Origin of the sequence: Vibrio misgurnus (assembly GCF_029635775.1) — a bacterium.
Taxonomy (GTDB): domain Bacteria; phylum Pseudomonadota; class Gammaproteobacteria; order Enterobacterales; family Vibrionaceae; genus Vibrio; species Vibrio chanodichtyis.
The window spans coordinates 1,099,361-1,116,847 of the sequence record NZ_CP113241.1 but is presented as its reverse complement, the minus strand read 5'-3'; the positions used below and the strand labels follow the sequence as shown (position 1 = coordinate 1,116,847).

Here is a 17,487-nt window from a genome sequence, read left to right as displayed (position 1 = left end):
CTTGTTATTCTATTTTATTCAAATAACACAAGGTAATGCGCTTGTTAGAATTGAGGGCATGGAGAAAATCAGTAAAGTGGCATTTCATCGGCCACAAACGGATTACTGGCCCGTTCACGCCCAAACGTTGATTGTGGACCATGGCCTGGTACAAATGTCACATCATTTCCTAGCGGCCATAGTTTGTTTTTGATTGAAGCGATCAAAGTATTGAAATCACCTTGAGGAAAATCGGTACGCCCAATACTGCCGTTAAATAGCACATCCCCCACAAACGCCAACCGTGCCGATTCACTAAACAGTACCACATGGCCAGGGGTATGGCCTGGGGTATGTATAACTTGCAAGCGTTGCTGACCAAATACCACTACATCACCGTCATTCAGCCATTGATCCGGCTCAAATGCATCCGTCAGTGGAAAACCAAACATTTTACTTTGTCCTTCAAGCCCTTGGAGCCAGAAGTTATCCGCTTGATGTGGGCCGACAATGCGCGTATCACCCAAAAGTTGTGCGAGCGGTTCACTACCACCAACGTGGTCAAGATGGCCATGAGTCAACACCAGTTGAGTAATTTTCACGCCAAGCTGATTAATCAACATCACCAGTTGTTTTACATCACCACCGGGATCGATCACCACGCCTTCCATGCTTTCATCGCACCATACGATAGAACAATTTTGAGCAAACGCCGTGACTGGCACAACTTGATATTGTAAAGACATAAACCTATCCCGTCTGATACTTAACTGGCGGGCACTATGTCACTAACCGCAAACTTTGACAAGTTATGCGCCAACCCAATGCCGAACGGGGCCAGTATCAATATGAATAAATCGACTTTTCGGGTAGTACCCTACTCCACCAGCTTGCAAGCTGCGGGCTGCGTCACGAATTTTTTTCAATGACACACCATCTAAACGAAAATCAATTGCCTGCCCTGACATGTGGTAGCTCTTTTTCGCAACCGCTTTTGATTTACTGCGCAACTGTTTATTGGTTGCGGGGGAACGGTAACCAGACACAATGTGAACTTCCGCTTGCGTGCCAAGCAAAAACTGAATTTGGCTTAATTGATCAAATAGACCTTTATCCATGGCATGGATTTCACCACGGCGAAAATCACGGCATAGGTGATTCAATCGCTTCAATTCGGAACGGACATACTCTTTGCCATTGAAATAGCACGTTTCGATGCTTTCACCAGTATGCAAATTGCTTAAGGCCAATTCTCTTGGCTTAGCCGCGTAACTCGCGAAGGCGATACTTGGTGTACAGGCGGCTAAAATCAACCCTCCAGCACTCAATTTTAAAAAATCTCGACGTGTTGTTTGCACTTTTACCTACTCGCTTAGTTTTATTGGTACAGGAAAGTACCGAACTCTGCTTTCGAGATCAAATGCATAAAACGTGCTAGTAATTACTAAACACGCGGATAAAAGTGCTTATTCATTGAGCAATATAGGAAAATGTCAGTTGTCAATTTTTAGTCAAAATTAGATGTCCATCACCCATTACCGATCGCAAAGGTATCAAACCCATAAATATCATCTCGATAATGCAGTGAGCCACCCTCATACCAAGCGGTTTGATAAATAATGTGTACTGGAATACGCTTTTTCAGCGCGATCGATTGAGTTCCATTTGGCATTGAACTGAGCATTATCCCCTGTTGCGCTAACAATGTTTGTGCAAATTGTTGCGCATTTTCAACTCGGATACAGCCGGAACTGAACGCCCGTGAAGCGTTATTAAACAAATGCTTATTTGGAGTATCGTGCAAATAAATGGCTTGTGAATTAGGGGTATTAAATTTGTATGCACCAAGCGCATTTTGCCCCCCAGCCAATTGACGCAGGCGATATGGGAACGTCTCAGGATTCACATTGACCCAGTCGATTAAGCGAGGATCCATGACTTCAGGATCATCCCAACCGCGGATAATTTCTATCCGATGCTTCGCTAAGTATTCATGGTCACGTTTAACCAGAGGTAGGATATCTTCCACCATAATCTTACGTGGTACATTCCACATCGGATTAATGATCAGCGAGTCTAGCTTGGTATTCATCACAGGTGTTGGGCGAGTAACGCGCCCTACCACCACTTTTGCCGTAAACACTTGATGGCCACTGTCCCAATATTGCATCGCAAAGCCGGGCACATTGACTACAATCAACGAATCTTGTTGGGTTGGCCAAAGCCGGAGCCGCTCAGCATTGAGCGCCAATATTGCAAGACGCTCAGTCACCGACTTATTCAGCCATTTGATCGTTTGTGGCCCGATAATCCCATCAGGCGTTAAACCATGCATATTTTGAAATTGTTTAACCAGTGCGACTAAATTCCCATCATAAACGTCAATTTCGTCATACTGATCCGTACTGGCTAGACTGGCTAATGATAAGCGCTGCAACAGCACTTGGCGCTCAGTTAACCGATCACCAGGTCTTTTCAGGCCATCTTGTTGATAAAGTGGGATAGCATGCGATTCTAACGCTAACAGTGATTGATAAGCTTGTAACAGTTGCTGGTAGGCAGGATCTTGTGGGGTATTTTGATCGATCAAATCGGCCAGTGTTTGAGTACTAAGTGCGTTATGCAGAGCAACCAGTGCCGCCTCACTTGGCGCGGCGAGGGGGTTAGCGAGCTGCCCATCAAAAAACCAGCGCAGTCCAATAGTACCCGCCTGCTCAGCATAGCTGAGATACTGTAATAGCGTATCGGTTGCCAACAGATCATATTCATACCACTCTCCTTGCCGGCGATAGGTTTGCATCAACGCGAGTTGGCGACTAAACAGTGGACTAAAACCGGCACGACGCATCACTTCTAACTGATCTTCAAAACGATTGGCACTCGCCATATCACGCCACAATCGTTGGTCATCATGACGCCGATAAACCTGCTCAGTGATTTGCGGATTCATCATCTGCTGATAGATAGGAGAAGTCGAGTCAACCCAACCTAGTTCAACAAAATGTTGCATCGCCCAACATGGAATAGAAAATAATAATAATCCAATCGCAACAATTCTGCTTTTCATCTCAATACTCAACTGACTAACCATGCAATCAGTATGGCAAAGGAATACGCTAAATTTAAGCAATCGGATCAGATATTTTGATTATAAGTAAGGTTTTTGAGTGGTGAGTAGAAGTTACGCCTAAACGAGAAAAGGCCCTAGATTTTTCGGGCCTTATCATACCGTTTTTGATGCAAACCAAGTGCAGAAAATTACAGTTTTAACTGATGATTACCATGGGAAACTTTGGCTTTTAAATAATTTTCGTTGCCCGCTTTGATGTGTGCTGCCGTATGTACCACTTCAACAATTTCAATGCCATGCTGTTGCAACTCACGGATCTTTTTCGGATTGTTTGTCACCAGGCGGATTTTATTAACGCCTAATGCTTTGAGCATTTGCGCCGCTTCACCAAATTCTCGCAGATCATCACTAAAGCCAAGATGATTATTGGCTTCATAAGTATTCATTCCCTGGCTTTGCAAGCGATAAGCATCAATTTTATTGTATAAGCCAATGCCACGCCCTTCTTGGCGCAGATACAAGATGATGCCACCCGCCTCGCCCATCCGTGTGATGGTTTCTTCTAACTGCTCACCACAATCACAGCGTGAAGAGTGAAACACATCACCGGTCAAACACTCCGAATGCAGACGAACTAATGGAGCCTGCTGGCTTGTATCGGCAGATTTAAAGATCACCGCAACATGCTCTTTATCCGATGCTAATCCATGAAACGATAGGATCTCTGCGTCAATATTGCTTTGGGCACCGACTTTAAAATCAACTCTGGCTCTGACTTCCGCCATATTTATACTCACTTGAATTTCAGTAACGAAATGCATGTTTCTCAACAATTGCATAACGGGTCTCTACTCGTGAGTTAACTATGGGGGCGGATAGCCGATTTTTCAAAGAAAAGATCACCTTGAGCTGAAATTGTTAACGCATAACTCATTCTTTTGAGTAATAAAAAACCCAACCATCACGATTGGGTTAATTAAGTCAGTCAAATGGAAGCGACATCGATCCAATCATGCCTCTCAAAAAATGGCATCGCTATCCGTTTTGTGATTGCTTCCAAACACACAACTCGACCCACATCTGTTCTAATTGACGTAACTCTTCTTCCGTTAAAACGGCTAAGGTTGGCTTAGATTGTGGGGCAGCCTGAGCTTGCCACGCGCTTAATTGCGCGTGAAACTGTTTTTTCAACTGGGCAACAACCGAATTGTCCACCGTTTCTCTCCACCGCCACACCCATTTCTCAAAAAGGATACGCTCTTTAATGATTATTTCTCATCACGCCATAAGATATGGGAGTATGCTCACACAATTATTATACTACGCAAAATAATTACCGATTACCGCCGCCAAATGGTCAAACCACTCACCTCACTGACACTTTACTTTGCATCGCCAGACTGAGACTGACCTTGTGCTGTAATTGGCTAAACAAAACCAGCAAGAATAGAGCAATCACGACCCCGAAGAAAGATACGTATAACGTACTGAAATAGTTGAAATATTCACCAACAACGCCCACCGATAAACTGGCCACTAATGAACTGACACTCAGTAAGCTAGAAAACAGTGTGGAAGCGGTTCCCAGTCGATCTTGCATCATGTCCTGCAAGATCACCATGCCTAACGTCGCACAGACACCGATAAAAAAACCATTCAGTACTTGTGCTCCCATCATCGCGATAAAACCAGTATGGGTTAACATCAGGGCATAGAAAACAATGCCACTGGAGATACCCAGCATCAGCAATTTACTGGTTCCCCAGCGTTCAGTGAGCTTACCGGCCATCAGCATCACCGGGATCTCACACAGTGCCGCGACACCAAACAATAAGCCTAACCAGTGCTCAGGCACCATCAACTCACGTGATAAATAAAGAGGCATGCTGGTGATATACAAATTATTGGCTGCGAAGGTGAACACTAAGGTTACACAATACAACGTGATCAGTGCGCGTTTATGCAACGAATATTGAACTAACTTGACTCGCGGCTCTTGCCCGGACGCAGGCTGCGAAGTTTTCTCACCCGCCGGTAAATACCGAGCGATCAAGACGATTCCGAGCGCAACAATCAGTGCCGAAACCGCAAACGCGGCACTAAAACCGAAACTAGCTTTGAGCATAAATGCTGCCGGCGGGCCAAATACCCAAGCAATCGCAATCCCAGCCCGCATAGCACCTAAAAAAGTGGTTTTGTCATCCAGATGCCGATCCGCATATTCGCGGCCCAGCGCAAACAGTTGACCAAATGAAGCACCACTGACACTAGCAAACAGCACCACAATCACAATCGCCAAACTATAACTGCGGATAAAGATAAAACTGACCACGGTAATGAAATAGCAACTCAGCGCGACTAATAAAATCGTCTTACGCTGCCAATCACGATCCGATTGACGAGCAAGCCACTGCGATACCAGCACCGAACTGACCACCGCCACTACCATATATAGGCTGAGCTGCAGTGGTGAAGCATCCAGTGCCTCGACAATAAATAGACTAGAGAGTGGATAAAAGAATGCCCCACACAAGCCAGTCACCAAGGTGGACATAATAAACAGTAAGGCAGTTTTGTCTCGATGCATAGGTAGGGGGCTCCGGAACAGTAATCAGTCATCATTTACCGCGCTAGTGTACTCAATCTTACGCTCAGAGATTGATGTTATTCGAGCCACTTCTAATACTATTCATGCAAAAAATATTGATAGTTTGACAGAAATAGGCCATTAAATAGCCTAACTTGCCAATCAACCAAAACCATTTAGAGCAAACAAGGAATGTATCGTGCGCCCGTTAATTGAAAATGTTATGAGTGGTATCAGCCAAGATTGGGTGCTGCGTGAATTTCATAGCCAAGATCATAATCAAGAATTTGCCTGCCCATGGCACTACCACACCGAATATGAGCTGGTCCTCTACCAAAACCCGGATCAGCGCTTTGTCGGTAACTATTTTGCTGGTGATGCGATTGGCGGCATCGAGCAAAGTACTCTGCTACTCTATGGCCCAGGCTTACCCCATATGATTGCCGGTCGCCAGCGATTAAATAAAGCCAAAACGCTGCATTCCACCATTATCTGGTTTAAACAACAGTGGCTGGATAAACTGCAACTGGTGTTGCCACACACTCAAGCGTTGCAACGGCTGCAACAAAATTCGGCTTACGGGCTACATCTCAGCCCGCAAAGTACGCACCAAGTCATCCAATTGCTGACCAATATTGAGCAGCAAGCCCATCATTATCAAACCTTGCGCATCATTGAAGCGCTGTTGGTGATGGCCGATGATCAACAAGCACAGCGCCTTTCAGTCGCTCCTTATCTGATCACCGCATTTACTAGCAATAGCGATACCCACAAAAAAATTCAATTAGCCAAGCAATATATTGAACAGCACCATGCGCAAGCCATCAAAATCACCGATTTATGCCATCACTTACATTTGAGTGAAAGTTCAGCTTATCGCTTATTTGAAAAGCACTATGGAATGAGTTTTTCTGAGCATCTGAAACAATTTCGGATCGGCAAAGCGTGTGAGCTGTTGGCAAGCTCCTCTGTACCAATCGCCTTAATTGCTGAGCGAACCGGTTTTGGCAATTTATCCAACTTTAACCGCCAATTTAAAGCCCTCAAAGCGATAACCCCAAGAGTATTTCGCCAGCGTTTTCAAGCCGTGAGTAGCTAGCGGTGAATAGCTGCGGTCAAGAAAATCACCCTAGATAAAAACTGAGCTACATCAAGTACTTGAAATGGTTGAGGATCAAAAAAGCCGGACGATGGTCCGGCTTTGTAAGCGATAACGTTTAATAACGATTGGATGTTTGCAATCATGAATAGCAATAGCTAAGCCAATTACTCTTCTTCACCACTCTTATCCGTTACCACTGGTGTTTCGCCATCAAGCAGAGCTTCCTCACCTTCCGGTAATTCCGACTCTTCAACTTCATCGATACGCTGTAGGCCTACGACACTTTCCCCTTCCGAAGTCCGGATCAGAGTCACGCCTTGGGTATTACGACCGACTTGGCTAACTTCCGCCACGCGAGTCCGTACTAGTGTGCCTGCATTGGTGATCATCATAAATTCATCACCTTCAGTCACCTGCACAGCACCGACGACGCTACCATTACGTTCAGAGACTTTGATCGAAACCACACCCTGAGTACCACGACCTTTGGTTGGGTATTCAGACAGGCTAGTACGCTTGCCGTAGCCATTTTCGGTTACGGTTAATACGTCACCCTCGCTCTTCGGTACGATGAGCGATACCACTTGATCGCCTTCAGCCAGTTTCATGCCTCGAACACCTGCCGCGGTACGACCCATCGGTCTTACCCCTTTGAACTTGATCTCTGGCTGGCCATTTTCATCAAGGACAGGTTGACCATTTTCATCCACCACTGCGGTTTCTTCCGACTCTTTAAAGCGAACCACTTTGCCGAATTTAGAGAACAGCATAATTTCGCTTTCACCGTCGGTGATATCGACGCCAATCAATGAGTCTTCATCACGCAGGTTGAGTGCAATCAAACCATTAGCACGTACGTTGGCGAACTGATCTAGCGAGGTTTTCTTCACTGTGCCGTCACCGGTTGCCATAAAGATAAATTTATCTTGGCTAAATTCGCTGACAGGCAAGATCGCAGTAATGCGTTCATTCTCTTCCAAAGGAAGCAGGTTGACGATCGGCTTACCACGTGCAGTACGGCTCGCCAACGGCAGTTGGTAAACTTTCATACGGTAAGTCTTACCGCGCGTCGAGAACAGCAGAATGTTATCGTGAGTATTGGCCACCAGAAGACGCTCAATGTAGTCCTCTTCTTTCATTTTGGTGGCGCTCTTACCTTTACCACCACGACGCTGTGCTTCGTAGTCGCTGAGTAATTGATACTTCACATAGCCTTCATGTGACAACGTCACTACAACATCTTCACGGGCGATCAGCTCTTCCATGTCAATATCGTGCGTTGCTGCAGTGATCTCGGTACGGCGCGCATCGCTAAAGCCAGCACGGATCGCTTCTAGCTCTTCACGGATCACTTCCATCAAGCGCTCAGTGCTAGCCAAGATATGCATCAATTCGGCAATTTCTTCGAGCAGTTGTTTGTACTCATCGAGGATCTTTTCGTGCTCTAAGCCAGTCAGCTTATGCAGACGTAAATCCAGAATCGCTTGCGCTTGTTGCTCGGTCAGGAAGTATTGGCCATCACGAATACCGTATTGTGGCTCTAGCCACTCAGGGCGCGCTGCATCAGTGCCGGCACGCTCAAGCATTGCTGCCACGTTACCCAGATCCCAGCCACGAGCGATTAAGCCTTCTCGTGCTTCAGCCGGGGTTGCCGCACGACGGATCAGCTCAATGATCTCATCGATATTGGCCAGCGCCAGTGCCAAACCTTCAAGGATATGGGCACGTTCACGTGCTTTACGCAGTTCGAAAATCGTCCGACGAGTCACCACTTCACGACGGTGATCGACGAAACACTTCAGCATCTCTTTGAGGTTAAACAGCTTAGGCTGACCGTTATCGAGTGCCACCATGTTGATCCCGAAGGTAGTTTGCAGCTGAGTGTTGGCATAGAGGTTGTTTAGAACCACTTCACCAACCGCATCACGCTTACACTCAATCACAATGCGCATCCCGTCTTTATCAGACTCATCGCGCAGTGCACTGATCCCTTCGACTTTCTTCTCTTTCACCAGCTCAGCGATTTTTTCAATCAAGCGCGCTTTGTTCACTTGATAAGGAATTTCGCTAACAATGATGGTCTCTTTGCCGTTTTTATCCGCTTCGATATCAGCTTTCGAGCGCATATAAACCTTGCCGCGACCAGTTTTGTAAGCATCAATGATGCCTTTACGGCCACTGATCAGCGCAGCAGTTGGAAAATCTGGACCAGGAATGTAGCTCATCAGCTCATCAATGGTGATCGCTTCGTTATCGATATAAGCCAAACAGCCATCGATCACTTCACCTAAGTTATGAGGTGGAATGTTGGTCGCCATACCAACCGCAATGCCAGATGAACCATTGATCAACAGGTTCGGGATCTTGGTCGGTAGTACCGCTGGGATCTGTTCTGTACCGTCATAGTTCGGCACATAGTCAACCGTTTCTTTATCGAGATCGGCCAACAGTTCGTGTGCAATTTTCGACATCCGCACTTCGGTATAACGCATTGCCGCCGCAGAGTCGCCGTCAATCGAGCCAAAGTTACCTTGACCATCGACCAACATGTAACGGAGTGAGAAAGGCTGCGCCATACGCACGATAGTGTCATAAACTGCACTATCACCGTGTGGGTGATATTTACCGATTACGTCACCTACCACACGGGCAGATTTTTTATAGGCTTTGTTCCAGTCATTGCCCAATACATTCATCGCAAACAGTACGCGACGGTGTACTGGTTTAAGGCCATCACGCACATCAGGAAGAGCACGACCCACGATGACAGACATCGCGTAGTCCAAATACGAACTGCGTAGCTCGTCTTCGATGTTTACGGGCGTGATCTCTTTAGCAAGATCGCTCATAGAGCCATTATCCCTCTATAGTTTGATCGGTATACCCAAATTCTTACTCAAATGGGGCTCACTATAAGATTGAGCGCCAACTCAGTCGAAAGCTGGATATTCTTGATACATATAAGGTGAAAAAATATAACACATGTTTCGCCGCTTCGGCATTACTTTCCCTGACCTTTTATCAGGTTGTGACCTTGGTTGCGTCTTAAGTGCCGACAATTTACACATTCCTTACGATTGGCAACGTTAGATGGTTGTTTTTTAAACGATCATTCTCAAGAGCAGTATCTCAACTGGTGCGATTTATTCAGCGCGCTATAATAAGTACCCTACTCTCGGATGCGTAATACAGGCGATACCAGATGACTACCACACCGATCGTTGCTGCACATAATGTCGATCTTAATGAAATAAAAAAATTCGAGGATATGGCATCCCGTTGGTGGGATCTTGAGGGCGAATTTAAACCATTGCATCAAATTAACCCACTCCGTCTCAACTATGTGTTGGAAAAGGCCAATGGCCTATTTGGCAAAACCGTATTGGACGTCGGCTGTGGCGGCGGCATTTTAGCCGAAAGTATGGCGCGGGAAGGCGCACAAGTCACAGGACTGGATATGGGTAAAGAGCCGTTAGAAGTCGCTCGTTTACATGCTTTGGAAACGGGCGTCGTTTTAAGCTATATCCAGAGTACCGTCGAGCAGCATGCGCTGACCCATGCGCACACCTATGATGTGATCACCTGCATGGAGATGTTAGAACATGTACCCGATCCACTTTCGGTGATTCAAGCGTGTGCCAAGCTGGTCAAACCCGGCGGCCATGTGTTTTTCTCAACCCTCAATCGCAATATTAAGTCCTATTTATTCGCGATCGTCGGTGCAGAGCAGCTGTTAAAAATCGTTCCCGCTGGCACTCATGACCACAGCAAATTCATCCGCCCATCCGAGCTGATGAAGATGATCGACCAAACGGCTCTGCAAGAACAAGGAATGATTGGTTTACACTACAATCCACTGAGCAATACTTATCGCTTAGGTTCAAATGTCGATGTCAATTACATCGTCTATACGACTCTTGTTTAATCGACCCGGCACGCTAAAAAGCGGCGCAACACCACCCGATTGCGCGCTTTTTTAGCCGCAGCTGCATTAGGCTGATTCCATTTTAAACGATCCATTTTTAAGATCAGTTTTTGCTTAAAGATCAAGAGATTTTTTTTCGTTACTGGTTACCAAGAAAGCAATGTGCAAACGCCGATTTTTCACAATCAACTCTACCCTTTGATCATCAGTAAGCGAGCACTAACTGATTTTTTAAATTTTGCCACTTATCCACAATCTGTCCTTGAACTGTCACTTGCAATAGCCTGCCCATAGCACTATCTTGTAACTCGAACACCAAACAGCCCCTACATATAGTGTTTCCAACTCTATAAGTAGAGCGAGCTTGATCACATAAGCCGTGATTCCATTTACTAGAATTATACCAAAATACGGCTTTAATCAGTTTTGTTAGGAAAATGAAGCAGAATGAACCAACAACTTACTGTCACCAAGCGTGATGGCCGCAAAGAAAGTATTGATCTCGACAAGATCCACCGCGTGATCACTTGGGCCGCTGAAGGCCTACACAATGTCTCCGTTTCACAGGTAGAACTGCGCGCTCATATTCAGTTCTATGATGGCATTACCACGTCTGACATCCATGAGACGATCATTAAATCGGCGGCCGATCTGATTTCCGAAGAGACACCAGATTATCAATATCTTGCGGCACGTCTTGCAGTTTTCCACTTGCGTAAAAAAGCCTATGGCCAATACGAACCGCCAGCTCTGTTTGATCATGTGACAAAAATGATCGAAAAGGGCAAATACGACCGACATTTACTGCAAGACTATAGCCGTGAAGAATTGATGCAGATGGATCTGTTTATCGACCATCGCCGTGATCTGGATTTCTCTTACGGCGCGGTAAAACAGTTGGAAGGAAAATATTTCGTACAAAACCGGGTTACCGGACAAATCTACGAAAGTGCCCAGTTCCTGTATATTCTGGTAGCGGCTTGCCTGTTTGCTAAGTATCCAAAAGAGACACGCCTTGACTACATCAAACGTTTCTACGATGCGACGTCAACCTTTAAGATCTCCCTGCCGACACCCATCATGTCCGGCGTACGGACTCCAACTCGTCAATTTAGCTCTTGCGTGCTGATTGAATGTGGTGACAGCCTCGACTCGATCAATGCCACCGCCAGCTCGATTGTACGCTACGTATCGCAACGCGCCGGAATTGGCATCAACGCGGGACGCATTCGCGCACTCGGTTCGGAAATTCGTGGTGGTGAAGCATTCCACACCGGTTGTATCCCCTTCTACAAATACTTCCAAACAGCAGTGAAGTGCTGCTCGCAAGGTGGTGTACGCGGTGGTGCTGCGACAGTGTTCTACCCACTGTGGCACGGAGAAGCCGAATCTCTGCTGGTACTAAAGAACAACCGAGGTGTAGAAGAAAACCGAGTTCGTCATATGGACTATGGGGTACAACTCAACAAACTGATGTATCAGCGCCTAGTTGAAGGTGGCAACATTACCCTGTTCTCCCCTTCGGATGTGCCAGGACTGTACGATGCTTTCTTCCAAGATCAAGCGGAGTTTGAACGTCTATACGTACGCTACGAAAACGATCCTAGCATTAAGAAGAAAACCGTTAAGGCGCTGGAAATCTTCACATTGCTGATGCAAGAGCGAGCGTCTACTGGCCGTATCTACATCCAACACGTTGACCACTGTAATACACATAGCCCATTTGATGCGGCCGTGGCGCCAGTTCGTCAATCTAACTTATGTCTGGAGATTGCACTGCCAACCTCACCGCTGGAAAACGTGGAAGATGAAAGCGGTGAAATTGCCCTGTGTACCCTTTCTGCGTTTAACTTAGGCGCAATTCAGTCACTGGATGATTTCGAAGAGTTATCGGATCTGGTGGTGCGTGCGCTCGATGCCCTGCTCGATTACCAAGATTATCCACTACCGGCTGCGCGTCGTTCTTCAATGAACCGTCGTACCCTTGGTGTGGGTGTGATCAACTACGCTTATTACTTAGCTAAACATGGCGTGAAATACTCTGATGGCAGTGCCAATGCACTGACTCACCGCACCTTTGAAGCCATGCAGTATCATCTACTGCGCGCTTCCATGAAATTGGCGCAAGAGCAAGGTCGCTGCCCGCAGTTTGATCAAACCAACTACGCTAAAGGTTTGATGCCAATCGATACCTACAAAAAAGATATCGATTTGGTGTGTGATGAACCACTGCATTATGACTGGGATAAACTGCGTCACGAGATCATGCAACATGGTTTGCGTAACTCAACCTTAACTGCGCTGATGCCATCAGAAACTTCATCGCAAATCTCTAATGCTACCAATGGGATTGAGCCACCACGGGGTTATGTCTCGGTCAAAGCATCAAAAGATGGCATTCTTAAGCAAGTGGTGCCAGAATTTACCCGCTTAAAAGACAACTATGAACTGCTGTGGAACATCGGTTCAAACGATGGCTATCTGCACTTAGTCGGCATTATGCAAAAGTTCGTTGACCAAGCGATTTCTGCCAATACCAACTACGATCCAAGCCAGTATGATTCAGGCAAAGTGCCAATGAAAAAACTGTTGCAAGATCTGCTGACCGCCTACAAGTTTGGGGTAAAAACGCTGTACTACCATAACACGCGCGATGGTGCGAAAGATGAGCAGACGGAAAGCGTCAAAGTATCAGAAGACGATTGTGAAAGCGGCGCGTGTAAGATCTAAGCTTATAAGCACCAGATAATACTCTTTGATTTGCATGCCTCTTGCTTAAGCAAGAGGCCAAACGGATGAAGGCAACCATGGCTTACAGTACTTTTACCCAGAAAAAGAATGACCAATTAAAAGAACCGATGTTTCTTGGTCAACCGGTTAACGTGGCGCGTTATGACCAACAAAAATACGAAATTTTCGAAAAGCTGATCGAAAAACAGCTCAGTTTTAAATTGTGACAGAGAAACTCATACAACCAAGTGAGTGAGTGACTAACCCTTTGCTCAACAATGCATTGAGACAAAGAATCATTTATGTGAAACACACATAAGTCTAAAAATACAAACAAAAATTGATTTATGTGAAAATTACTAAAGGTAATATATTTTGAAATACTCAACTTTCAACACAACGAAAAATGACCAATTAAAAGAACCGATGTTCTTTGGTCAAAATGTCAACGTAGCTCGCTACGACCAAGAAAAGTATAAAGCGATATCATCGATTACGGAGAAGGCACTTTCGTTTTTCTGGAGACCAGAAGAAATTGATGTCAGCCAAGATCGAATTGATTACCAAAAGTTGCCAGATCATGAGAAACACATTTTTATCTCCAACTTAAAATATCAGACTCTGCTGGATTCTATCCAAGGACGAAGCCCAAACGTTGCACTTCTGCCTATCGTGAGCATCCCTGAGCTTGAAACTTGGATAGAAACATGGTCGTTTTACGAAACGATTCATTCAAGATCTTATACTCACATCATTCGCAACATAATCAACGACCCTTCAATTGTGTTCGATGACATTGTAGAAAATCAAGAGATCAAGAAGCGGGCTGTCAGCGTGTCAAAGTATTACGATGACCTTATCGAGTCTGTACAGCAATATCAGCTTTTGGGGCTAGGCACGCACGAAGTGAAGGGTGGAAAGGTTGTTGTTTCACTCCATGACCTAAAGAAAAAACTGTACTTGTGCTTGATGTCCGTAAACATCCTTGAGGCTATCCGTTTTTACGTGAGCTTCGCTTGTTCATTCGCTTTCGCAGAACGCGAGTTAATGGAAGGTAATGCGAAAATAATCAAGCTCATTGCTCGCGATGAGGCTCTGCACCTATCAAGCACACAGCACATGATCAATATACTTCGTAACGGTCAAGATGGTCTTGAATACATTCAAATCGCAGAAGAATGTAAAGACGAAGCTTATAAGATGTTCGTTGATGCTGCCCAACAAGAAAAGGAATGGGCGGAGTACTTGTTTAAAGATGGCTCGATGATTGGTCTTAACAAAGACATTCTCTGTCAATACGTGGAATACATCACCAACATTCGTATGCAAGCTGTTGGTCTAAACCCTGTATTCCCTGAAGCGACAAGTAATCCAATCCCATGGATTAATGCATGGCTATCATCTGATAATGTGCAAGTTGCGCCGCAAGAGTCTGAGATTTCAAGCTACTTGGTTGGTCAAATTGACAATGTTATTGGACAAGATGAATTCAAGGATTTTGAGCTGTAACTCATGCACACTATAAGTTTGAACGACAAGCAGTTCACTGCTAAAGCCAACGACACCATTCTACAGGCTGCGGAAAAGGCGGGTGAATCGATATACTCAGAATGCCGAGGCGGGTTTTGTGGCGCTTGTAAGTGCAAACTTAAATCGGGAGAAATTGTCGGCGTGAGAGACGCAATCGCTTTCTTGCCTGAAGGTTACGTACTGGCTTGTAGTGTCAAGGCGAATAGCGACCTTGTTTTAGAGCTAGATTACTGACATACCCGCGTTACCCTTATAAAAACGCCTCAGTTTTTACTGGGGCGTTTTTATCATCAACATACAGAGTGTATTTCGGTAGCTGTCACGGATGGTGTCTTAAGAAAACGCTAGGCTTAGCAAGGCGATGGCCTCACTGTGTGAAACCATCACCCTGCCAAAAGGGTGTTTAGGGGATGATGGTAAAGTAAAATAATAAAGCCACTCCTGACGCTCGCACAGCTCACTACTCGCTAGACATTTATGATTTTTCTTGACCATCCGCTGAAACACGTTTCTGGACAAAACCTTGTCAGTATTAAGTATAGGAAGGTCGGTTAACTCGGTATCCAACTTAGCTGTGCGGATCAATCCCAAATGGTCACGACTTGGTGATCATGAATCGAAAATAGACTACTACCATCATCCCAAAAGTTCTCCATATAAAGAGTCGAGCCAACTTGCTTAACTCGAACTAAATCACTGCAAGTACCGACTTCTCGACTAAAAACTGAACTATCATTATCAACAAATAGGAACCGATAAGTCATCGGACATGCTGTACCCCCAGAATTCAGACCAACAATAATCACTTCTGTGTCATCGAGATTAAATGCGTGAGATAGAGAGAAGCCAAAGTATTCACCGCTCTCTACTAACTCTTTGTTTCCGATGTAGAGTGCTCCACCTTCCTCACGCAAAATACCTTGCTTAGTTTTTATACCAAGTTTGGTTTGAGGGAATAGTTCAGTTAGTGACTTGTGTGCAGGGTATGCAGAAAAAGAAAAGAGTGTAAGAAATCCGAGCATTATCAATTGTTTCATTACTGGGTAATCCTTTTATATAGACGTCAAAGTATCCAAATGACCCTATGACGTTCGCTATATGATAATATTTCAGGCTGGAAAGTCCTAACTTACGATAACAGGTTATTTCCAGCCGATCGATAACGTTTAGTATCCCAAACGTAAAAAGCCCCGTAGAACGCAGCACCTCAAATACAAAGAGCATGTAAGTTGATAAAACTAGTAAACCAATCATTAATTAATGATTGGTTGGTTGGCTGGTGTTTTCACGCTAACCACGTTCTTCGAAATCATCAATCATGATTATTTTCCCAGATTCGGTATCTCTCCACATTTGGTTCAACTCTATATGCATGTCCCGCAGCTCTGAAAATCTATTGGCAGCATTAACATCTGGAATCAAATGATTCCACCAGTTATCTAGTTCTGTAAGCATTGAAACAGCATATTGGATGGCTTCATTTGTAGATTTATTATCCAATGCAACAACTAATGGCTTCACTTTATCTTGAGAGTTGTTGACCGCGTTTATCATGGTTAGATTATTAGTTTCATAGTGCATAGCCCTAGTTATTTCGTGTTCACTTAAATTCCCATCTTCAGGACTATTAGGGGATACAGAAAACTCACCCCTAGATATATGAATCAGAACGGAACGGCATACTTTCAAAGTATTTGAAGCAAATGCATAAGAAGATACTTTTTTTTTGAAAATATTAAACATTACTTATTATCCTTCTTGATAGAGCTAGCCCGAAAATCGGACATATAAGTACACTTTGACTCACAACTAACCAATGTCGGCATTGAAACTCGCATAACTTATGCGTCCAATATTGAACGTTCAGAACACACCACGGAACTTAAACAATTTCATCATAGTCATTGAACTCAATCATACCCAAAATGCCAACTGCTATCAGTCCAGCATACCTTGTTCTGATGCTCTCTTTATATTGTTTAATGGTACAGAACAACCAGCGCTGTACACACCCTGACGTTGTTCAGAATCCATATTCAATACTTCTTGTGCAGCAAAACCTACAAACTCTATATGTAGTTCAGGTTTGAAATCAGGACTTTTTCTGACCATAGATATCATCTGAGCAAACAGGTCTGAGTCAGTTTCACGACCCGACTGGTTCGCCAGTTGCCAGCATATGTAAGCCATTGCCATAGGATTTTGCCCTATATCCTTGGAGGCATTGTTACTAGAAGCTTCGTCACAATTTATTTTTTGTAGCACCCATAAAGCTAGGGATTCATCAGGGCGGAATGCATTTTTATTTTGGTTCTGTGCCCACGCTATTTGCTGACATGAACTGTAATGCTCTGGGGCTTTTGCCATTTCCCAAAAGCCATTGGCAAAAATCCAAATACAAAATGCCAAAATAAAGCCTAAATATTTCATCGATTGTTCCTAAATCAGATTGATGTAAATGAATTGAAAATCAATGGTCGCAATCACCGAAATACGCATAATGAAAAAGTAACGCTTTATAGGTCGGTTTCTTGAGTGATTGAGTTCTGTCTATCTTGCTATCA

15 protein-coding genes and 1 pseudogene are annotated in these 17,487 nt (G+C 44.7%); 6 read left to right on the top strand and 10 right to left on the bottom strand.

The annotated features are described in order from the left end of the window. Nucleotides 1-68 precede the first annotated feature (68 nt). From OOK74_RS05345 to OOK74_RS05320, 6 genes are all read right to left on the bottom strand, one after another. Nucleotides 69-725 carry an MBL fold metallo-hydrolase gene (locus OOK74_RS05345; RefSeq protein WP_274721959.1) on the bottom strand — a complete coding sequence of 219 codons (657 nt, stop codon included), beginning with the start codon at nt 723-725 and terminating at the stop codon, nt 69-71. A gap of 63 nt (nt 726-788) precedes the next feature. Next, on the bottom strand, nt 789-1,337 hold the full coding sequence (gene mepK / locus OOK74_RS05340) for a peptidoglycan L,D-endopeptidase MepK (protein WP_166013097.1): 549 nt from the start codon (nt 1,335-1,337) through the stop codon (nt 789-791). Between the two features lie 170 nt (nt 1,338-1,507). Next, entirely contained in the window at nt 1,508-3,046 is a 1,539-nt protein-coding gene (locus tag OOK74_RS05335; RefSeq protein WP_274721960.1) for a L,D-transpeptidase family protein, read from the bottom strand. 191 nt (nt 3,047-3,237) lie between these two features. Further along, nucleotides 3,238-3,834, bottom strand: a complete 597-nt coding sequence (locus OOK74_RS05330) for a GTP cyclohydrolase II (protein ID WP_166013099.1) — start codon at nt 3,832-3,834, stop codon at nt 3,238-3,240. Between the two features lie 250 nt (nt 3,835-4,084). Then, entirely contained in the window at nt 4,085-4,264 is a 180-nt protein-coding gene (locus OOK74_RS05325) for a hypothetical protein (RefSeq protein ID WP_166013100.1), read from the bottom strand. A 151-nt stretch (nt 4,265-4,415) separates the two neighbouring features. Continuing rightward, nucleotides 4,416-5,636 carry a sugar efflux transporter gene (locus OOK74_RS05320; RefSeq protein WP_274721961.1) on the bottom strand — a complete coding sequence of 407 codons (1,221 nt, stop codon included), beginning with the start codon at nt 5,634-5,636 and terminating at the stop codon, nt 4,416-4,418. Nucleotides 5,637-5,835: 199 nt separating this feature from the next. On the opposite strand from OOK74_RS05320, the gene OOK74_RS05315 reads away from it, so the two are divergent. Next, nucleotides 5,836-6,735: a helix-turn-helix domain-containing protein gene (locus tag OOK74_RS05315; RefSeq protein ID WP_274721962.1), complete on the top strand. Its 900-nt coding sequence runs from the start codon at nt 5,836-5,838 to the stop codon at nt 6,733-6,735. A gap of 167 nt (nt 6,736-6,902) precedes the next feature. Here OOK74_RS05315 and gyrA read toward each other — a convergent pair whose 3' ends face one another. Continuing rightward, nucleotides 6,903-9,587, bottom strand: a complete 2,685-nt coding sequence (gene gyrA, locus OOK74_RS05310) for a DNA topoisomerase (ATP-hydrolyzing) subunit A (RefSeq protein WP_274721963.1) — start codon at nt 9,585-9,587, stop codon at nt 6,903-6,905. 353 nt (nt 9,588-9,940) lie between these two features. Here gyrA and ubiG point away from each other — a divergent pair, with 353 nt between their 5' ends. From ubiG to OOK74_RS05285, 5 genes and pseudogenes are all read left to right on the top strand, one after another. Further along, nucleotides 9,941-10,663 carry a bifunctional 2-polyprenyl-6-hydroxyphenol methylase/3-demethylubiquinol 3-O-methyltransferase UbiG gene (gene ubiG / locus OOK74_RS05305; protein ID WP_166013104.1) on the top strand — a complete coding sequence of 241 codons (723 nt, stop codon included), beginning with the start codon at nt 9,941-9,943 and terminating at the stop codon, nt 10,661-10,663. A 447-nt stretch (nt 10,664-11,110) separates the two neighbouring features. After that, on the top strand, nt 11,111-13,393 hold the full coding sequence (gene nrdA, locus OOK74_RS05300) for a class 1a ribonucleoside-diphosphate reductase subunit alpha (RefSeq protein ID WP_274721964.1): 2,283 nt from the start codon (nt 11,111-11,113) through the stop codon (nt 13,391-13,393). Between the two features lie 77 nt (nt 13,394-13,470). Continuing rightward, a pseudogene (locus tag OOK74_RS05295) lies at nt 13,471-13,611 on the top strand (class Ia ribonucleoside-diphosphate reductase subunit beta); the annotation flags it as partial. A gap of 157 nt (nt 13,612-13,768) precedes the next feature. Continuing rightward, nucleotides 13,769-14,902, top strand: a complete 1,134-nt coding sequence (gene nrdB / locus OOK74_RS05290) for a class Ia ribonucleoside-diphosphate reductase subunit beta (protein ID WP_278183223.1) — start codon at nt 13,769-13,771, stop codon at nt 14,900-14,902. 3 nt (nt 14,903-14,905) lie between these two features. Next, on the top strand, nt 14,906-15,157 hold the full coding sequence (locus tag OOK74_RS05285; RefSeq protein WP_278183222.1) for a 2Fe-2S iron-sulfur cluster-binding protein: 252 nt from the start codon (nt 14,906-14,908) through the stop codon (nt 15,155-15,157). A gap of 347 nt (nt 15,158-15,504) precedes the next feature. Here the strand turns inward: OOK74_RS05285 and OOK74_RS05280 are convergent, their stop codons facing one another. The 3 genes from OOK74_RS05280 to OOK74_RS05270 form a co-directional block, all read right to left on the bottom strand. Then, nucleotides 15,505-15,960, bottom strand: coding sequence for a hypothetical protein (locus tag OOK74_RS05280; protein WP_278183221.1), 456 nt, complete (start codon nt 15,958-15,960; stop codon nt 15,505-15,507). A 253-nt stretch (nt 15,961-16,213) separates the two neighbouring features. Next, the gene (locus OOK74_RS05275; RefSeq protein ID WP_278183220.1) at nt 16,214-16,666 is read right to left on the bottom strand and encodes a hypothetical protein; all 453 of its coding nucleotides are present in this window, start codon (nt 16,664-16,666) and stop codon (nt 16,214-16,216) included. Between the two features lie 195 nt (nt 16,667-16,861). Beyond that, entirely contained in the window at nt 16,862-17,353 is a 492-nt protein-coding gene (locus OOK74_RS05270) for a hypothetical protein (protein ID WP_278183219.1), read from the bottom strand. Nucleotides 17,354-17,487: the final 134 nt, after the last annotated feature.

Bases quoted from the DNA above. Each gene is read 5' to 3' on its own strand.
- OOK74_RS05345 (WP_274721959.1), bottom strand. From the start codon at position 725: ATGTCTTTACAATATCAAGTTGTGCCAGTCACGGCGTTTGCTCAAAAT.
- OOK74_RS05275 (WP_278183220.1), bottom strand. From the start codon at position 16,666: ATGTTTAATATTTTCAAAAAAAAAGTATCTTCTTATGCATTTGCTTCA.
- OOK74_RS05285 (WP_278183222.1), top strand. From the start codon at position 14,906: ATGCACACTATAAGTTTGAACGACAAGCAGTTCACTGCTAAAGCCAAC.
- gyrA (WP_274721963.1), bottom strand. From the start codon at position 9,587: ATGAGCGATCTTGCTAAAGAGATCACGCCCGTAAACATCGAAGACGAG.
- OOK74_RS05270 (WP_278183219.1), bottom strand. From the start codon at position 17,353: ATGAAATATTTAGGCTTTATTTTGGCATTTTGTATTTGGATTTTTGCC.
- OOK74_RS05280 (WP_278183221.1), bottom strand. From the start codon at position 15,960: ATGAAACAATTGATAATGCTCGGATTTCTTACACTCTTTTCTTTTTCT.
- nrdA (WP_274721964.1), top strand. From the start codon at position 11,111: ATGAACCAACAACTTACTGTCACCAAGCGTGATGGCCGCAAAGAAAGT.
- ubiG (WP_166013104.1), top strand. From the start codon at position 9,941: ATGACTACCACACCGATCGTTGCTGCACATAATGTCGATCTTAATGAA.
- OOK74_RS05330 (WP_166013099.1), bottom strand. From the start codon at position 3,834: ATGGCGGAAGTCAGAGCCAGAGTTGATTTTAAAGTCGGTGCCCAAAGC.
- OOK74_RS05335 (WP_274721960.1), bottom strand. From the start codon at position 3,046: ATGAAAAGCAGAATTGTTGCGATTGGATTATTATTATTTTCTATTCCA.
- OOK74_RS05320 (WP_274721961.1), bottom strand. From the start codon at position 5,636: ATGCATCGAGACAAAACTGCCTTACTGTTTATTATGTCCACCTTGGTG.